Source organism: Lysobacter sp. CC-YZS074 (assembly GCF_056739745.1).
In genome coordinates this window covers 1,038,692-1,053,590 of sequence record NZ_CP200301.1, presented here as the reverse complement: position 1 = coordinate 1,053,590, position 14,899 = coordinate 1,038,692, and the positions used below count along the sequence as shown (strand labels likewise).

Here is a 14,899-nt window from a genome sequence, read left to right as displayed (position 1 = left end):
CGGTCATGGGGTCTCCTCGGTCGGGCAAGCATGGGCAGGCGCGCGTCGCCAGCGGATCAACGTTGGTCGTCACGGCCCGGATCGCCGACACTGTCGCATCCCCTTCCAGCCGCCGCCACGATGCCCAAGCTCCCGCTGCCCGTCCTCGCGATCGCCCTGCTGCTCCCGCCGGCTGCCTGCGCCGCCGAACCGGTGCTGCCGCAGTCCATGGCGTACACCACACCGGACAGCTGGCGCCAGCCGGTGGCGCCGTTCGCGGTCGCCGACAACACCTGGTACATCGGCACCGAAGGCCTGTCGGCCCTGCTGGTGAAGACCCCCGGGGGCGCGGTGCTGGTCGACGGCGGGATGGCGCAGGCCGCGGACATGCTGCTCGACCACATCCGCGCGCTGGGGGTGGACCCGCGCGAGGTCCGCTACCTGCTCCACAGCCACGCACACGGCGACCATGCCGGCCCGCTGGGGGCGCTGAAGCGCGCCACGGGCGCGACGATGGTCAGCAATGCCGAGTCGTCGGTCCTGCTCGCCCGTGGTGGCAGCGACGACATCCATTACGGCGACGCCATCCTCTACCCGGCGGTGCGGGCCGATCGCCTGGTACAGGACGGCGAAACCGTCGAACTTGGCGGCACGGAGTTCACCGTCCACTTCACTCCGGCCCACACGCCCGGCTCGATGAGCTGGACCTGGACCGACACCCGCGACGGCTGGCCTTTGCGGATCGCCTACGTCGACAGCCTCAGCGCGCCCGACTACCGGTTGCTCGACAACCCGCGCTACCCGCGCATCGTCGAACACTACCGTGCGGGTTTCGAAGCCGTTCGCGCGCTGCCCTGCGACCTGCTGATCGCCCCGCACCCGGGCGGCGTCGGCTGGACACCCGCCGGCAGCGACAAGCACCCGCAGCCGATGACCTGCCGCGAATACGCCGACGACGCCGAGCGCAAGCTCGACGCGCAACTGGCGGCCCAGCGCGAGGCCGGCTGATGCCCTACACCCCGATCGTCGCCACCCTCGGCTACGTGCTCTCGCCCGACGGCCGCGAGGTGCTGATGGTCCATCGCAACGCGCGGCCCGACGACCACCAGCTCGGCAAGTACAACGGGCTGGGCGGCAAGGTCGAGCGCGACGAGGACGTGGTCGCCGGCATGCGCCGGGAGATCCTCGAGGAGGCCGGCATCGCCTGCGAGACACTCCGGCTGCGCGGCACCATCAGCTGGCCGGGCTTCGGCAAGCATGGCGAGGACTGGCTCGGCTTCGTCTTCCTGATCACCCGCTTCACCGGCACCCCGTTCACCAGCAACCCGGAAGGCACGCTGGAATGGGTGCCGCTCGAGCGCCTGCACGAGCTGCCGATGTGGGAAGGCGACCGCAACTTCCTGCCGCTGGTGTTCGACGACGACGAGCGCCAGTTCCACGGCGTGATGCCCTATCGCGAAGGGCGGATGGTGTCGTGGAGCCATTCGCGCGCGTGAGCGGGCGTGCCCGGTGTCAGCCGCCGGTGTGCGGGGCGTCAGCCACGACGTAGGCCATGCCCACCGACCGGACCAGCTCGACGAACCCGAACTTCGCGTAGAGGTGACGCGCGTTCCCGTCGGCGAACAGGCTGACGTGCGCCGTGGCCGGCGCGTGGACCCGCAGCCACCCGTCGAGCGCCTGCATGATGCGTCGGCCCAGGCCGCGGCCCTGGTGGGCCGGCTCGACCGCGATGTCGACCACCAGGTAGAACGCGCCGTCGTCGCCGATGATCCTTCCCATCCCGACCAACTCCTCGCCGCGGACGATGCTGACGCCGAACAGCGTGCCGGCGACACCGCGCCGCGCCGCCTCGGGCGACTTCCGCGAGAGACCGGCGACCGCACGCAACCGGATGTAGTCCTCGGCGGCGGGGAACTGTTCGACCAGGGTGTATTCGGACATCACAGACTCCGTTGGCGGGCAGGTCGGCACGATAACGACCGCTGCGCTCAGGCGACGCGACACAAACGGCATGGCACCGTCCCGTGGCTGCAACGATGCCGCGGCATAATCCGGGATGACCCCGATCCAAGGCCGTACCCATGTCCCTACGCTCCAGCGCCCGCCCCGCCCTTGCTGCCGCCCTGTCCGCGGGCCTGCTGTCGGCCTGCATGACCGCACCGCAGCACGCGCAGGCGCCAGGTCCGGAATCGTTGCAGGTGGACGTACCCGCCATCGCCCATCCCGACGGCGAATCCGCGGCCTGGTGGTTCCGCGACGGCGCCGCGCAGGCCGCGGCCCGCGGCGCGATGGCCGGCCACGCACGCAACGTGATCCTGTTCGTCGGTGACGGCATGAGCCTGCCGACCGTCGCCGCCGCGCGCATCCTCGACGGCCAGCGCAAGGGGCGACCCGGCGAGGAAAACCGCCTGAGCTGGGAGCACTTCCCGGCGACCGCGCTCAGCAAGACCTACAACACCGACCAGCAGACGCCGGACTCGGCCGGCACCATGAGCGCGATGGCCACCGGCGCCAAGACCCGCGCCGGCGTGATCAGCATCGGCCAGACGGCGGCGTTCGGCGACTGCGAAGGCGCCTTGGCCGCGCCGCTGGCGACGTTGTGGGAGCTGGCCGCCGCCAGCGGCATGGCCACCGGCGTGGTGACCACCGCCCGCGCGACCCACGCCACCCCCGCGGCCACCTTCAGCCACTCGGCCAACCGCAACTGGGAAAGCGACGCCGCGATGCCCGCCGACGCACTGACCGCCGGTTGCGTCGACATCGCCCGGCAGATGATCGAATCGCCGTTCGGCACCGGCCCCGACGTGCTGATGGGCGGTGGCCGCACCAACTTCATGCCGGCAGGGCAGGTCGACCCGGAGTACCCCGGGCAACATGGCCGCCGCAAGGACGGCCGCGACCTGGTCGCCGAATGGCAGCGGCGCCATCCCGAGGGCCGCTACGTGTGGAATGCGGAACAGTTCGCCGCCGCCCCGGCCGATGCCCCGCTGCTCGGCCTGTTCGAGCCCAGTCACATGCAGTACGAACATGACCGCGCGAACGATCGCGCGGGCGAGCCCAGCCTGGCCGCGATGACCCGAGCCGCGATCACCCGCCTCGCCGGCGATCCCGACGGCTATGTGCTGCTGGTCGAAGGCGGCCGGATCGACCACGCCCATCACGACGGCAACGCCTACCGCGCGCTGACCGACACCATCGCCCTGAGCGAGGCGGTGGACGTCGCCCGCGAGATGACCTCCGCCGACGACACCCTGGTGCTGGTCACCGCCGACCACGCGCACACCCTGAGCTTCGTCGGCTACCCGGCACGCGGCAACCCGATCCTCGGCAAGGTCCGCGAAACCGGCGCCGACGGGGCCCCCGAGCCCGCGCTGGATGCGCTCGGCCTGCCGTTCACCACGCTCAGTTACGCCAACGGCCCCGGCTACACCGGCGCCAGCGCCTCGCAGGCGGCAGGCCCGAAGTCCTTCCCGCACGACACGGACGGCTACCGCGCCGCCACCGGCCGCCCCGACCTGGCCGCGGTCGATACCGGCGCACCGGACTACATGCAGGAGGCGCTGGTCCCCGGCGGCAGCGAATCGCACGGCGGCGACGACGTCGGCATCTGGGCGCGCGGTCCCGGCAGCGCCGCGGTGCGAGGCAGCGTCGAGCAGAACGCGATCTTCCACTTCATGCTGCAGGCGACGCCGAAACTTCGCGAGGCCGCGTGCGCGGCCGGCGGCTGCAATGCCGATGGCGTGCCGGTGGAGTTGCCGCAGGCGGGGGATTTTTCGGGCTGAAGCGGAGGCTGTAGCTGTGGCTAGGGCTGCGGCGTACACGTTGCGGCGCGGCATCGACCGCCACGTGCCTGCGGGTCTTCTTCGCGTCTGACGCCCGGCGGCCGAACCGCCCGACGCCCGCGGCCGGACTCATTGGCTGGCGCTGCTTCCAGGTCCAGCGCGGACCCGTGCTTCGAACGCTCGTTCGGCACGTTCCGCGCCAGGCCCCATCGCCTCCGCGTTCGTTTTGGGCGTCTGCTTGCCGCGCCCCGGCTTCCGCGCAGGTTTCGCGGAAATCGGCGCTTGCGACTCACACGCTGTTCGGAGCTTCTGTCCCCCAAGGGGACTTCCGTTGGGCGTAGGAGCGGCTTCAGCCGCGATCGGACAGGTCGTCCGCCCGCGCCGATTGCACGATCGCGGCTGAAGCCGCTCCTACAACGCCCCGAGAGGGCGTGGCTGCGGATGGTTCGATCGCGAATCAAGGTGGTGCTCTTGTAGGAGCGACGTGAGTCGCGACCCGCCGAACCCATGGGGCAATGCACAGGTCGCGACTCACGTCGCCCGTACACGGGCCCGGCTCCGGAAGCCGTCGCGGCCATCCGCGGACGCCCCGAAGCCGCCCTAGAACGGCTTGGCCAACACCAGGAACACGATCACCACCAGCACCAGCACCGGCACCTCGTTGAACCAGCGCAGCGCCTTCGACGAAGGCAGCGCCCGGCCGGCCTCGACGCCCTTCAACCAGCGCCCACTGACGATGAAATACGCCAGCAGCGCCGCGACCAGCAGCAACTTGGCGTGCAGCCAGCCGCCGGCGATGCCGAAGTGCATCCACAGCGCCAGTCCCAGCACCGCCGCCAGCCCGAACATCACGTGCCCGAAGCGCAGCAGCCGCCGCCCCATCAACACCAGACGCGCGCGCACCGCGGGCACGTCCCCGGCCTCGGCGATGTTGACCAGGATGCGCGGCAGGTAGAACACCGCCGCCATCCAGGCGATCACGAACACGAGGTGGAAGGTCTTGGTCCAGAGATAGGCCACAGGCGAGGTCCGGTCGGCGGGGCGCGATAGGATCGCACGGGCGCCGAGCCGGCCGCACCGCCCTACGCCCTACGCCGTACGCCCCACGCTGCACCGCACCAAACCGCCCCACGCCCCACGCCCCACGCCGCACCGACACCGACACCGACACCGACTTCGACTCCGACTCCGACTCCGACTCCGACGTCGACCGATGGAACCGCCGACCCGATGACCAAGCAATACGACCAGGCCTATTTCGATCGCTGGTACCGCGACCCGGCCTTGAAGGACAGGGCGATCGGCGGCGCTGCGCGGCTCACCCGCAAGGTCGCGCTCGCTGTCGCCACCGCCGAGTACCACCTCGAACGCCCGCTCCGCACGGTGCTCGACATCGGCGCCGGCGAGGGCGCGTGGCGGGCGCCGTTGCTGAAACTGCGGCCGAAGGTGCAGTACCTCGGCTTCGACAGCAGCGCCTACGCGGTGGAGCGCTTCGGTGCACGGCGCAACCTGCACTTCGCGCGCTTCGGCGACTTCGAGCACCTGCGTCCGTGCGCGCCGGTCGACCTGCTGGTCTGCAGCGACGTGCTGCACTACCTGCCCGCGCGCGAACTCGACCGCGGCCTGTCGGCGCTCGCCGAACTGTGCGGCGGCGTCGCGTTCCTGGAGACCTTCACCCGCGCCGACGGCATCGACGGCGACACCGAAGGCTTCCACGCGCGTCCGGTCAGGTTCTACCGGGAACGCTTCGCCGGTGTCGGGCTCGCGCCACTGGGCTCGCACTTGTGGCTGTCGCCGGCGTTGCGGGAGGGAGTAGCGGCGCTGGAACTGCCGACGGCGTAGGAGCGACGTAAGTCGCGACCCACTGGCAATCGGGCGCAGGAGGACGCTGGAGCATCCCGGCCCGGCTCGGTGGAGCGACCCGGCATCCCGTTGATCGAAGCGAAGTCCAGCGTCGGCGGGTCGCGACTCACGTCGCTCCTACAAAGGCCGCGAGCCCGGACCGGCGCCCCGATTCACGTTTCCGCCGCCGCGTTCCGCTACGCTGCAGCGCAACATTTCCGTACCCGGGGAACGGAGCATGCTGCTCTACCAGATGCACGAGTTCGGTCGCGCCTGGATGGCGCCGATGACCTATTGGGCCGACGCCGGCGCCAAGATGTTCGGCGCCAGCGGCAGCTGGCTGTCGACCCTGCCGGGCGCCAACCGCGTCGCCGCCGGCTACGAGCTGCTGTACCGCATCGGCAAGGACTACGAGAAGCCCGAGTTCGGCATCCACCACGTCGAGGTCGACGGCCGCGAATACCCGGTGATCGAGCGCGAAGTGCTGCGCAAGCCATTCTGCCGGCTGCTGCGCTTCAAGCGCTACGCCGACGACGCCGGCAACATCAACGAGATGAAGGGCCAGCCGCCGGTGCTGGTGGTGGCGCCGCTGTCGGGCCACCACGCCACCCTGCTGCGCGACACCGTCCGCACCCTGCTGCGAGACCACAAGGTCTACATCACCGACTGGGTCGACGCCCGCATGGTCCCGGCGACCGACGGTCGCTTCGACCTCGACGACTACGTGCACTACATCGAGGACTTCATCCGCGGGATCGGCGCCGACGACCTGCACGTGATCAGCGTCTGCCAGCCGACCGTGCCGGTGCTCGCCGCGGTGTCGCTGATGGCCGCGCGCGGCGAAAAGACCCCGCGCTCGCTGGTGATGATGGGCGGCCCGATCGACACCCGCGAAAGCCCGACCCAGGTCAACGACCTCGCCGTCGACCGGCCGTTGTGGTGGTTCGAAGCCAACCTCGTGCACCCGGTGCCGGCCAACTACCCGGGCCACGGCCGCCGCGTGTACCCCGGCTTCCTGCAGCACGGCGGCTTCGTCGCGATGAATCCCGAGCGCCACGCACAGTCGCACTGGGACTTCTACCAGCACCTGGTCGAGGGCGACCTCGAGGACGCCGCCTCGCACCGCCGCTTCTACGACGAGTACAACGCCGTGCTCGACATGCCGGCCGAGTACTACCTCGACACCGTGCGCATCGTGTTCAAGGAGCACCTGCTGCCGCGCGGGCTGTGGACGATCGACGGCGAGAAGGTCGACCCGTCGGCCATTGCCGGCACCGCGCTGCTGACCATCGAGGGCGAACTCGACGACATCTCCGGCCAGGGCCAGACCCGCGCCGCGCACGCGCTGTGCACCGGCATCGCCCCGGACCGCCGCGAGCACGTCACCGTCGAGGGCGCCGGCCACTACGGCATCTTCAGCGGCCGCCGCTGGCGCCGGCAGGTCTATCCGCAGGTGCGCGATTTCATCGCCCGCCACGCCACGGCGGTGACCGGTCCCACGTGATCGTGGTGGATCGCGCCGGCGGCCGCGCCTTGATTTCCTGCCTGCGCGGCCCGAGGTCAAGTCCAATCACCCGCACGAGGAACACCCGATGGATTGTCCCGTCTGCAAGGGCGTACAGCTCGCCATGACCGATCGCCAGGGCATCGAGATCGACTACTGCCCGCAGTGCCGTGGCGTCTGGCTCGACCGCGGCGAGCTCGACAAGCTGATCGAACGTTCCAGCGCCGAGGCCGCGCCGCCCCGGCAGGCACCCCCGGCCGCACCGCCGCCGCGCCAGCAGGCCTACCCGGCTTATCCCCCGTCGCACGACTACTACCGCCGCAGGAAAAAGAAGAACCTGCTCGGCGAGCTGTTCGATTTCTGAGCACGCCTGCGACTGCAACAAGCAGGCCGCGCCCGCGGTCTGCCGCCTTGGACCGGCGCCACCCGGCTTGTGTAGGAGCGGGACCGGCCGGTCACCGTGATCAGCGGTACTGCGCCGACTTCACCAGCAGGTGCTTGGCCAGCTGTCCATGCAGGTGACCGATCAGCCGCGTCAGGTGCAGCGTCGCGAACAGCAGCACCACGCCGCCCAACACCATCAGCGGCCACATCCACGGCTCCGGCCTGATCAGATCGACTCCATTGATCACGAAGTAACCCTGGGCCCCCGTGACCAGCATCACCGGTGCGGCAATCAGCGACAGCGAGGCCGCCAGCAGCGTGACCAACGCGGTGAAGTACGCGATACCCAGCGGCAGCATCAGCAGGAAATACAGCTGCGTGCTCCAGCTGCGCGGGTCGGTGAACAGTTCGCCGATTCGCGCCAGCAACGGCTTGCCACGTTCGCTGTACAACGGCCGGCGAGGCATCCGTTCGCCAAGCATCGCCTCGACGATGCGGCCTTCCACCAGCGACAGCACCCGCACCGATCCGAAGTACAGGATGATCAGCGGGATGCCGATGATCAGCACCGACATGCCGGCCGAGATGCTCACCCCGGCGACCACCCAGGTGAAGTAGAAGATGCCGGTCGCCAGGCTCAGCAGCATGTAGAACAGCGCGCCGTAGGTCCGCGGCTCGGCGGCGACACCGAAGAACCGGCCGAGCATGGACCGGCGCGGCGGCGGGGCGGGCGCACGCAGGGCGGTCTGCACCGTGACCTCGGTGTCGCGGTAGATGCCGGCGACCTCGTCGGGGGCGCCGTAGCTGCCGGCCACCGAGGCGATCACTTCGGCCTCGCTCATGCCGGGGTGCTCGGCCAGTTCCGAGCGCAGGTATTCCTCGGCGTCGTACAGCGCGTCCTGCACCAGCGCCGGGTCGGCACCGGCCAGCGCGCGGCGCAGGCGGTCGAGGTACTCGGGAATGGTGGTCGGCGGGACGAAGTTCGCGGTGTTCATGAGGAGCTCCCCGGAAGGGTGGGTGCGTGGAGGGGGGCGAGCACGGAATCGACCGAATCCCGGGTGGCGCGCCAAGCGGCGGTCCACGCCTGCAGGACTTCGCGTCCCGACCCTGTGATGCGGTAGTACCGGCGCGGAGGCCCCGACATCGACGGCTCGACGAAGCTGTCGAGCAGGCCGGCGGCGCCGAGGTTGCGCAGCACCGGGTAAAGCGCGCTCTGCTTGCCGGCAAGCACGCCTTCGCCGGTCTGCTCCAGCCGCTTGGCGATCTGGTAGCCGTACATCGGCTCGGCAGCCGCGGCGACCACCGCCAGCAGCGCGAGCGACACGGTCCCGGCACTGAGCTCCTTCTGGAATTTGCGCAGTTGCGGTTCGAGGTCGCTCATGGCCGGAGTCCTGGCGGGTTCGGAACAACACTACTGCGAACTTCGCTATAGCTAGCGTGCCATTAGTCACCGGGCGTGTTGGCCGGGGCGGCGGCATCGGACAGAATCGGCCGATCCCGTCCTGGAGCCACACCGTGTCCCATCCACGCCTGTTGCCGTCCGCATTGCTGCTTGCCCTGCTCGCCTCCTCCGCCGCCTCCGCGCAGGAACCTGCCAACGCCCCGGCCAAGGCGTTGTCGGCGCAGGAGATCCTCGACGCCTCGCCGGACGCGCACTGGCGCACGCTCGACCCGGCCAACACCCTCTACATGGAACTCGACACCGGCCGCGTGGTGATCGAACTGGCGCCGCAGTTCGCCCCGCAGCACGTGGAGAACATCCGCACGCTGGCGAAGGAAGGCTTCTGGGACGGGCTGAGCATCTACCGCTCGCAGGACAATTTCGTCGTCCAGTTCGGCGACCCGACCGAAGAAGAATCCGGACGCAAGTCGCTCGGCAGCGCGAAGGCGCACGTGCCGGCCGAGTTCGAGCGCCCCGCCGCCGGACTCGACTTCACCGCTTTGCCCGACAAGGACGGCTGGGCGCCGCAGGTCGGTTTCGTCGACGGCTTCCCGGCCGCGCGCGACCCCGCCACCGGCACCGCCTGGATGTCGCATTGCTATGGCGCGCTCGGCGCCGGCCGCGACATGGCCGCCGACTCCAGCACCGGCGCCGAGCTGTACGTGGTGACCGGCCAGTCCCCACGCCAGCTCGACCGCAACATCACGCTCGTCGGCCGCGTGGTCGACGGCATCGAACGGCTGTCGGTGATCCCTCGCGGCCCGGAGCCGATGGGCTTCTACGAAGACCCGGCGCGGCGCACGCCGATCAATGCGGTCCACCTCGCCAGCGAAGTGCCGGAAACCGAGCGCAGCCATCTGGAGGTGCTGCGCACCGACAGCGCCACCTTCGCCGCCGCCACCGAGGCGCGCCGCAACCGCCGCGACGACTGGTACAAGGTCCCGGCCGGCCACATCGACCTGTGCAACGTGCCGCTGCCGGTGCGCGAGGCAAAGGCCGACGACGCCGGCTGATCGGTCCGGCGCGGCGCCTCAGGCGTCGCGCCGTTCCTCGTCGCGCCCCAGCGCCTCGTGCTGGAAGATGCACATGCGGATCACGCTGCGGTAGCGGCCGTCGCTGAAGAACTCGTCGACCAGCACGCCCTCGCGCTGGAACCCGGCGCCTTCGTAGACCCGGATCGCCGGGGCGTTGTCGACGTCCACCAGCAGATAGAGTTTGTAGAGATTCAACACCCGGAAGGCGTAGTTGACCGCGCGCCGGGTCGCCGCCTTGGCGAAGCCGCGGCCCTGATGCTCGGGCGAGATCATGATCAGGAACTCGGCGCGCCGGTGCAGGTGGTCGATCTCGACCAGCTCCACCAGCCCGACCCGCTCGTGGGCCTGGGTCTCCTCGGACTCGTGCTCGACGATGAAGCGCCGCTCGGACTGGTCATGGATGTGCTTGCGGTACAGCTCCTCCAGCTCGACGAACGACTCGTACGGCTCCTCGAACCAGTAGCCCATCACGCTGCGGTTGTTGTTGAGCACGTGGACGAAATGCAGGTCGCTGCGCTCCAGCGGCCGCAGCACCACGCGGGGCGCCTGCCGCGGGGGCGGGGTCACGGCGGGGAACGGTTCCGGGTTCATGCGCCAAGCGTAGCCGAGGCGGCGGTGAAGGCCGCGCCGCCGTCACACCGCGTTGGCCGGCGGCTGCCTAGGCTGGGCCGCCCCCACAGCCGAGACCGCTTCCCATGCCCCAGCTACGTATCCGGATCACCGGCAGCGACGATGACGCCCGCGCCATCACCAACCTGCTGACCAGCATCGATGGCATCGAGCACGTGGAGGAGATCTCGGACCTGATGCCGCACATGGACGATCCCGACTCCAGCTCGGCCGGCCTGCCCGACGACCAGGGACCGGGCATGCAGGTGATCGAGATCGACACCCCGAACCCGTCGACCCACGCCAAGGTGCGCGACGCGGTCAGGGCACTGGCAGACAACCTCGACGTGATGGTGGAATTCGAGAGCGACGAATACGAGTGAACGGGCCCGCGTGCCGGACGACCGATCCGGCGGGGTGATCCGCTCCCCCAGGAGAACCGGCCATGAGCCAGTCACGCGGCACCAGCACGATCATTCCCTGCCTGCGCTACCGCAACGCACACGTCGCCATCGACTGGCTGTGCGACGCCTTCGGTTTCGAGCGGCAGGCCGTGTACGCCGACGAGCGCATCGTCCACCACGCCCAGCTCACCTTCGACGGCGGCATGGTCATGCTCGGCTCGGTCGGGCACGGCGGCGAATGGGAGCGGCTCACCGCCCAGCCCGACGAAATCGACGGCCGCGAAACCCAGAGCTGCTGCGTGGTGGTGCCGGCGGTCGACGAGCACTACCGCAGGGCCACGGCCGCCGGCGCCGAGATCGTGATCGACATCGCCGACCAGGACTACGGCGGCCGCGGCTACGCCTGCCGCGACATCGAAGGCCACCTGTGGTGGTTCGGCAGCTACGATCCGTGGGCCGCCGCCGACGGTGGCGCAACCGGTAGCGATGACGGCGCCGCACGCCCATCCGAACCCCGCGGGGAGACCCGGTGAGTCCGCGGCGAACCTCGTCTGACGATCTGTTTTCCGGGTCCGCGAGCGATGACCCGCAATCGGCCACGAACGGCACCGCCTCCGACGCCGGCGTTCCCGCCATCGACGGCATCCGGGTCGGTGTCGGCGGCTGGACCTTTGTGCCGTGGCGGAAGAACTTCTACCCCGACGGCCTGGTGCAGCGGCGCGAGCTCGAATACGCCAGCCGCCGGCTCAGCGCGATCGAGATCAACGGCACCTACTACGGCAGCCAGAAACCGGACACCTACGCCCGCTGGGCGGCCGAGACGCCGGCCGGCTTCGTGTTCTCGGCCAAGGCGCCCAAGCGGATCATGCAGTCGCGCGTGCTGGTCGGCACCGGCGGGCAGATCGACGATTTCCTCGGCGGCATCGTCGCCCTCGGCGACCGCCTCGGGCCGATCGTCTGGCAGTTCGACAGCAACAAGCGGCTGGACCGCGACGACTTCGCCGCCTTCCTGGAGAGGTTGCCCGCGGCCGTCGACGGCCACCGCCTGCGCCACGTCCTCGACGTGCGCGACCCGGCGTTCGTCGACGCCGACTACCTCGCGCTGGTCCGCAGTCACGGCATGGCGACCGTGTTCGCCGACAGCGACGACTACCCCTCGTTCGCCGACGTCACCGGCGATTTCGTCTACGCCCGGCTGATGCGTTCGCAGTCCGACATCGCCACCGGCTACCCGTCCGCGCAGTTGGAACGCTGGGCCGACCGCGCCCGCATGTGGGCGTCCGGCGCTGAACCCGACGACCTGCCACGGATCGGGCCTGCGCCTGCGGCAACCGGCAAGCCGCGCGAGGTCTTCATCTTCTTCATCAGCGCCGCCAAGGAGCGCAACCCGGCCGCCGCGATGGCGCTGATCGAACGGCTGCGGGGCTGAGCACCCGCCCGTTGCGCACGACCAACGCGGCCGTCGCCGGCAAGCGTAGGAGCGACGTAAGTCGCGACCCACTGACCCGTGCAGCACGGTGATGGTGGTCCGCGGTGGGTGCCGGGTCGCGCGGCCGCTTTGCGCGCTGATCGCGGCGAAAACCATTGCCAGTGGGTCGCGACTCACGTCGCTCCTACACACGCGGCCAAGTCGTGGCGGCAGCGGCCGCGGCCACGTCGCCGCGCTTGTGCGCCTCGACGATCACCCGCTTTCCCAGGATCCGCACCGCGCCGACCATCAGCAGCCGCAGATCGCGGACGATGTACTCCGCCAGGGCCGCGTCGTCGATCCGGTCGCCTTCGATGTCGAGCCTGAAGCCCTGCCCCTGCAGGCCGCCGCCGTTGCTGAAGTCGATCTCGAAGTCGAACACCACCCGGTGCTGCACCACGGCCGGCTCGCTCACGCCTTCGCCTTCTGGCTGATCGCCACGCTGCCGAGGATCAGCAGGCCGGCGATGCCCATCGACACCGTCAGCGGCTCGTCCAACAGCCACCACGCCCAGCCGACCGCGAACAGCGGCACCAGGTAGGTCACCGTGACCGCGCGGCTGGCGCCGATGCGCTGCACCAGCCGGTAGTACACCGCGTAGGCCAGCCCGGTGCACAGCACGCCCAGCAGCAGCGCCGACCACCACGCCTGCGCCGACACCGGCGCCTGCGGCCAGTCGGCGATCGCGAACGGCAGCGTCAGCAACGCCGAGGTGCCGAGCGTCGCCGAGGCCAGCGCGGCCTGCGGCATGCCGGTGAAATGGCGGCGCAGCATGTGCACGCCGACGCCGTACATGAAGGCCGCCGCGCAGCCGGCCGCCACGGCCAGGCCCAGGCTCGCACCGGCGGTCTTGCCGCTGGCCAGCACCACCACGCCGGCAAACCCGACCAGCAGCGCGCCGGCGCGGCGCAGGCCGATCTTCTCGCCGAAGAACAGGAACCCGACCAGCGCGGTGAACAGCACCGCCATCGCGTTGGTGATCGCGCTGATGCCGGCCGGCGCGTGCTGTGCGGCCCAGGCGAACAGCGCGAACGGCACCGCCGAGTTGATCGCGCCGACCAGCACCACCTTCGGCCACACCCGCGCCGGGAACGCCGCCCGCTGCGCCCACAGGAACGGCAGCAGCACCAGCGCGCCGAAGGCGAGGCGCAGCTCCGACAGCACCGCGGTACCGAACTCCGGCGCGGCGACCCGCTGGAACATGAAGGACACGCCCCAGATGGCCGCCAGCACGACCAGTTCGAGCGGGGTCAGCCACTCGCGCAACGGCACGGGCGCGGCGGCGGATCGGGCGGTGGCAGTGGCGGCGCCGGAAGGAGCGGAGGACATGGGGGGCAAGCCGGATTTGCGGGCAGGCGGCCATTGTCCGCCGGCCCCGAACGCCCGCAAGTGCATACTTTGACGGTCAGTCACAAATCTGCCTTGAGGCTCGCGATGGCGCTCCGCTCGGACTGGTTGACCGCCCTGGCGGCGTTCGAATCCGCCGCCCGCCACCAGAACTTCGCCCACGCCGGCGAGGAATTGCACCTCACCGCCAGCGCGGTCAGCCACCACGTGCGCAAGCTCGAGTCGCGCCTCGGGGTCGGCCTGTTCCTGCGCCACGCGCGCGGGGTGTCGCTGACCGCCGAGGGCCGGCTGCTGGCCGACGCCGCCAGTGATGCGCTCACCGACCTCGACGGCGTATTGAGCGCGCTGCGCAGCCAGCGCGACGACGAGGACCGGGTACGCATCGCCGCATTGCACTCGCTGACCTACTCGTGGCTGGTGCCGCGCATGCCGTCGCTGGTCGCCACGCATCCGCGGCTCCGGATCACCATCGAGACCGAGATCGCGCTGGCGCGGTTCGACGAGGGCGGCCCCGACTTCGCCATCCGCCACGGGCCGGGGCACTGGCCCGGCCTCACCGCGCACCACCTGATGGACGACGTGCTGTTCCCGGTCGCCGCGCCCGCCCTCCCCGGCGCCACCGAGGCACGGACGGCCGCCGACGTCGCCCGCCTGCCGCTGGTCGCCGACCTCAACCGGCAGGGCTGGCACGACTGGTTCCGCGCGGCCGACATCCACGGCGCCCCGCTCGACGAACGCCACACCTTCACCGACGCCACCGACGCGCTCCACGCCGCCTGCCACGGCCTCGGCGCCGCGCTCGCGCGCGAGAAGGTCGCCGCGCCCTACCTCGACGCCGGCCGCCTGCTGCGCCTGCCCGGGCCGGTGCTGCCGTCGCGCTGGAACTACTACGTCGTCTATCCCGCCCATCGCCGCCTGCGGCCGGCCGCGCAGGCCGTGGTCGACTGGCTGCTGCAGCCCGGGCTTCTGTAGGAGCGGCTTCAGCCGCGATCGGGTGACCATTCGCTCGTGTCGACCCCACGATCGCGGCTGAAGCCGCTCCTACCCCTTCCCCGCGATCACGAATGCCCCCGCGATCACGAACGGATATCCCTGTTCGCGATCG

18 protein-coding genes are annotated in these 14,899 nt (G+C 70.5%); 11 read left to right on the top strand and 7 right to left on the bottom strand.

Features of this window, described 5'->3' with window-relative positions; translation table 11 throughout:
• Nucleotides 1-120: 120 nt before the first annotated feature.
• Nucleotides 121-987: a subclass B3 metallo-beta-lactamase gene (bla, locus tag U8331_RS04675; RefSeq protein WP_481132449.1), complete on the top strand. Its 867-nt coding sequence runs from the start codon at nucleotides 121-123 to the stop codon at nucleotides 985-987.
• Nucleotides 987-1,475 (top strand): NUDIX hydrolase, encoded by a 489-nt coding sequence (locus U8331_RS04670; protein WP_481132448.1) that lies wholly within the window; start codon nucleotides 987-989, stop codon nucleotides 1,473-1,475. The genes bla and U8331_RS04670 overlap by 1 nt, the downstream gene beginning before the upstream one ends.
• Nucleotides 1,476-1,491: 16 nt before the next feature.
• Here U8331_RS04670 and U8331_RS04665 read toward each other — a convergent pair whose 3' ends face one another.
• Nucleotides 1,492-1,920 (bottom strand): GNAT family N-acetyltransferase, encoded by a 429-nt coding sequence (locus U8331_RS04665; RefSeq protein ID WP_481132447.1) that lies wholly within the window; start codon nucleotides 1,918-1,920, stop codon nucleotides 1,492-1,494.
• 140 nt (nucleotides 1,921-2,060) lie between these two features.
• Between U8331_RS04665 and U8331_RS04660 the strand changes: the two genes are divergently transcribed.
• Nucleotides 2,061-3,761 carry an alkaline phosphatase gene (locus tag U8331_RS04660; protein WP_481132446.1) on the top strand — a complete coding sequence of 567 codons (1,701 nt, stop codon included), beginning with the start codon at nucleotides 2,061-2,063 and terminating at the stop codon, nucleotides 3,759-3,761.
• A 600-nt stretch (nucleotides 3,762-4,361) separates the two neighbouring features.
• Here U8331_RS04660 and U8331_RS04655 read toward each other — a convergent pair.
• Nucleotides 4,362-4,730, bottom strand: coding sequence for a CopD family protein (locus tag U8331_RS04655; RefSeq protein WP_481132888.1), 369 nt, complete (start codon nucleotides 4,728-4,730; stop codon nucleotides 4,362-4,364).
• Nucleotides 4,731-4,991: 261 nt separating this feature from the next.
• On the opposite strand from U8331_RS04655, the gene U8331_RS04650 reads away from it, so the two are divergent.
• The 3 genes from U8331_RS04650 to U8331_RS04640 all read left to right on the top strand — a co-directional run bounded on the left by U8331_RS04650 (nucleotide 4,992) and on the right by U8331_RS04640 (nucleotide 7,471).
• Nucleotides 4,992-5,603 carry a methyltransferase gene (locus U8331_RS04650; RefSeq protein WP_481132445.1) on the top strand — a complete coding sequence of 204 codons (612 nt, stop codon included), beginning with the start codon at nucleotides 4,992-4,994 and terminating at the stop codon, nucleotides 5,601-5,603.
• Between the two features lie 241 nt (nucleotides 5,604-5,844).
• Complete coding sequence (locus U8331_RS04645; RefSeq protein ID WP_481132887.1) at nucleotides 5,845-7,107, top strand: polyhydroxyalkanoate depolymerase; 1,263 nt, start codon at nucleotides 5,845-5,847, stop codon at nucleotides 7,105-7,107.
• An 88-nt stretch (nucleotides 7,108-7,195) separates the two neighbouring features.
• Nucleotides 7,196-7,471, top strand: coding sequence for a TFIIB-type zinc ribbon-containing protein (locus U8331_RS04640; protein WP_481132444.1), 276 nt, complete (start codon nucleotides 7,196-7,198; stop codon nucleotides 7,469-7,471).
• Nucleotides 7,472-7,571: 100 nt separating this feature from the next.
• Here the strand turns inward: U8331_RS04640 and U8331_RS04635 are convergent, their stop codons facing one another.
• Nucleotides 7,572-8,486: a sensor domain-containing protein gene (locus tag U8331_RS04635; protein ID WP_481132443.1), complete on the bottom strand. Its 915-nt coding sequence runs from the start codon at nucleotides 8,484-8,486 to the stop codon at nucleotides 7,572-7,574.
• Nucleotides 8,483-8,872 (bottom strand): PadR family transcriptional regulator, encoded by a 390-nt coding sequence (locus U8331_RS04630; RefSeq protein WP_481132442.1) that lies wholly within the window; start codon nucleotides 8,870-8,872, stop codon nucleotides 8,483-8,485. Before U8331_RS04630 ends, U8331_RS04635 begins: the two co-directional genes overlap by 4 nt.
• Before the next feature lie 134 nt (nucleotides 8,873-9,006).
• Between U8331_RS04630 and U8331_RS04625 the strand changes: the two genes are divergently transcribed.
• Complete coding sequence (locus U8331_RS04625) at nucleotides 9,007-9,945, top strand: peptidylprolyl isomerase (RefSeq protein ID WP_481132441.1); 939 nt, start codon at nucleotides 9,007-9,009, stop codon at nucleotides 9,943-9,945.
• An 18-nt stretch (nucleotides 9,946-9,963) separates the two neighbouring features.
• On the opposite strand, the gene speG is transcribed toward U8331_RS04625, so the two are convergent.
• Nucleotides 9,964-10,533 (bottom strand): spermidine N1-acetyltransferase, encoded by a 570-nt coding sequence (gene speG, locus U8331_RS04620; protein WP_481132440.1) that lies wholly within the window; start codon nucleotides 10,531-10,533, stop codon nucleotides 9,964-9,966.
• A 128-nt stretch (nucleotides 10,534-10,661) separates the two neighbouring features.
• Between speG and U8331_RS04615 the strand changes: the two genes are divergently transcribed.
• The 3 genes from U8331_RS04615 (at nucleotide 10,662) to U8331_RS04605 (ending at nucleotide 12,408) form a co-directional block, all read left to right on the top strand.
• A complete protein-coding gene (locus tag U8331_RS04615; RefSeq protein ID WP_481132439.1) occupies nucleotides 10,662-10,958 on the top strand; it encodes a hypothetical protein in 297 nt (98 codons plus the stop codon).
• A gap of 62 nt (nucleotides 10,959-11,020) precedes the next feature.
• Nucleotides 11,021-11,512, top strand: coding sequence for a VOC family protein (locus tag U8331_RS04610; protein WP_481132438.1), 492 nt, complete (start codon nucleotides 11,021-11,023; stop codon nucleotides 11,510-11,512).
• 101 nt (nucleotides 11,513-11,613) lie between these two features.
• Nucleotides 11,614-12,408, top strand: a complete 795-nt coding sequence (locus U8331_RS04605) for a DUF72 domain-containing protein (RefSeq protein ID WP_481132886.1) — start codon at nucleotides 11,614-11,616, stop codon at nucleotides 12,406-12,408.
• Between the two features lie 184 nt (nucleotides 12,409-12,592).
• Here the strand turns inward: U8331_RS04605 and U8331_RS04600 are convergent, their stop codons facing one another.
• Both U8331_RS04600 and U8331_RS04595 read right to left on the bottom strand, forming a co-directional pair.
• On the bottom strand, nucleotides 12,593-12,862 hold the full coding sequence (locus U8331_RS04600; protein WP_481132437.1) for a hypothetical protein: 270 nt from the start codon (nucleotides 12,860-12,862) through the stop codon (nucleotides 12,593-12,595).
• Nucleotides 12,859-13,776 (bottom strand): DMT family transporter, encoded by a 918-nt coding sequence (locus U8331_RS04595; protein WP_481132436.1) that lies wholly within the window; start codon nucleotides 13,774-13,776, stop codon nucleotides 12,859-12,861. The genes U8331_RS04600 and U8331_RS04595 overlap by 4 nt, the downstream gene beginning before the upstream one ends.
• Before the next feature lie 105 nt (nucleotides 13,777-13,881).
• Here U8331_RS04595 and U8331_RS04590 point away from each other — a divergent pair, with 105 nt between their 5' ends.
• The gene (locus U8331_RS04590; protein ID WP_481132435.1) at nucleotides 13,882-14,766 is read left to right on the top strand and encodes a LysR substrate-binding domain-containing protein; all 885 of its coding nucleotides are present in this window, start codon (nucleotides 13,882-13,884) and stop codon (nucleotides 14,764-14,766) included.
• The last annotated feature ends 133 nt before the right edge of the window (nucleotides 14,767-14,899 follow it).

What these genes read in the sequence shown, in the direction of transcription:
- U8331_RS04615 (WP_481132439.1), top strand. Translation starts at nt 10,662, where the DNA reads ATGCCCCAGCTACGTATCCGGATCACCGGCAGCGACGATGACGCCCGC.
- U8331_RS04655 (WP_481132888.1), bottom strand. Translation starts at nt 4,730, where the DNA reads ATGGCGGCGGTGTTCTACCTGCCGCGCATCCTGGTCAACATCGCCGAG.
- U8331_RS04670 (WP_481132448.1), top strand. Translation starts at nt 987, where the DNA reads ATGCCCTACACCCCGATCGTCGCCACCCTCGGCTACGTGCTCTCGCCC.
- U8331_RS04630 (WP_481132442.1), bottom strand. Translation starts at nt 8,872, where the DNA reads ATGAGCGACCTCGAACCGCAACTGCGCAAATTCCAGAAGGAGCTCAGT.
- U8331_RS04640 (WP_481132444.1), top strand. Translation starts at nt 7,196, where the DNA reads ATGGATTGTCCCGTCTGCAAGGGCGTACAGCTCGCCATGACCGATCGC.
- U8331_RS04590 (WP_481132435.1), top strand. Translation starts at nt 13,882, where the DNA reads ATGGCGCTCCGCTCGGACTGGTTGACCGCCCTGGCGGCGTTCGAATCC.
- U8331_RS04650 (WP_481132445.1), top strand. Translation starts at nt 4,992, where the DNA reads ATGACCAAGCAATACGACCAGGCCTATTTCGATCGCTGGTACCGCGAC.
- bla (WP_481132449.1), top strand. Translation starts at nt 121, where the DNA reads ATGCCCAAGCTCCCGCTGCCCGTCCTCGCGATCGCCCTGCTGCTCCCG.
- U8331_RS04665 (WP_481132447.1), bottom strand. Translation starts at nt 1,920, where the DNA reads ATGTCCGAATACACCCTGGTCGAACAGTTCCCCGCCGCCGAGGACTAC.
- U8331_RS04610 (WP_481132438.1), top strand. Translation starts at nt 11,021, where the DNA reads ATGAGCCAGTCACGCGGCACCAGCACGATCATTCCCTGCCTGCGCTAC.
- U8331_RS04635 (WP_481132443.1), bottom strand. Translation starts at nt 8,486, where the DNA reads ATGAACACCGCGAACTTCGTCCCGCCGACCACCATTCCCGAGTACCTC.
- U8331_RS04595 (WP_481132436.1), bottom strand. Translation starts at nt 13,776, where the DNA reads ATGTCCTCCGCTCCTTCCGGCGCCGCCACTGCCACCGCCCGATCCGCC.
- U8331_RS04660 (WP_481132446.1), top strand. Translation starts at nt 2,061, where the DNA reads ATGTCCCTACGCTCCAGCGCCCGCCCCGCCCTTGCTGCCGCCCTGTCC.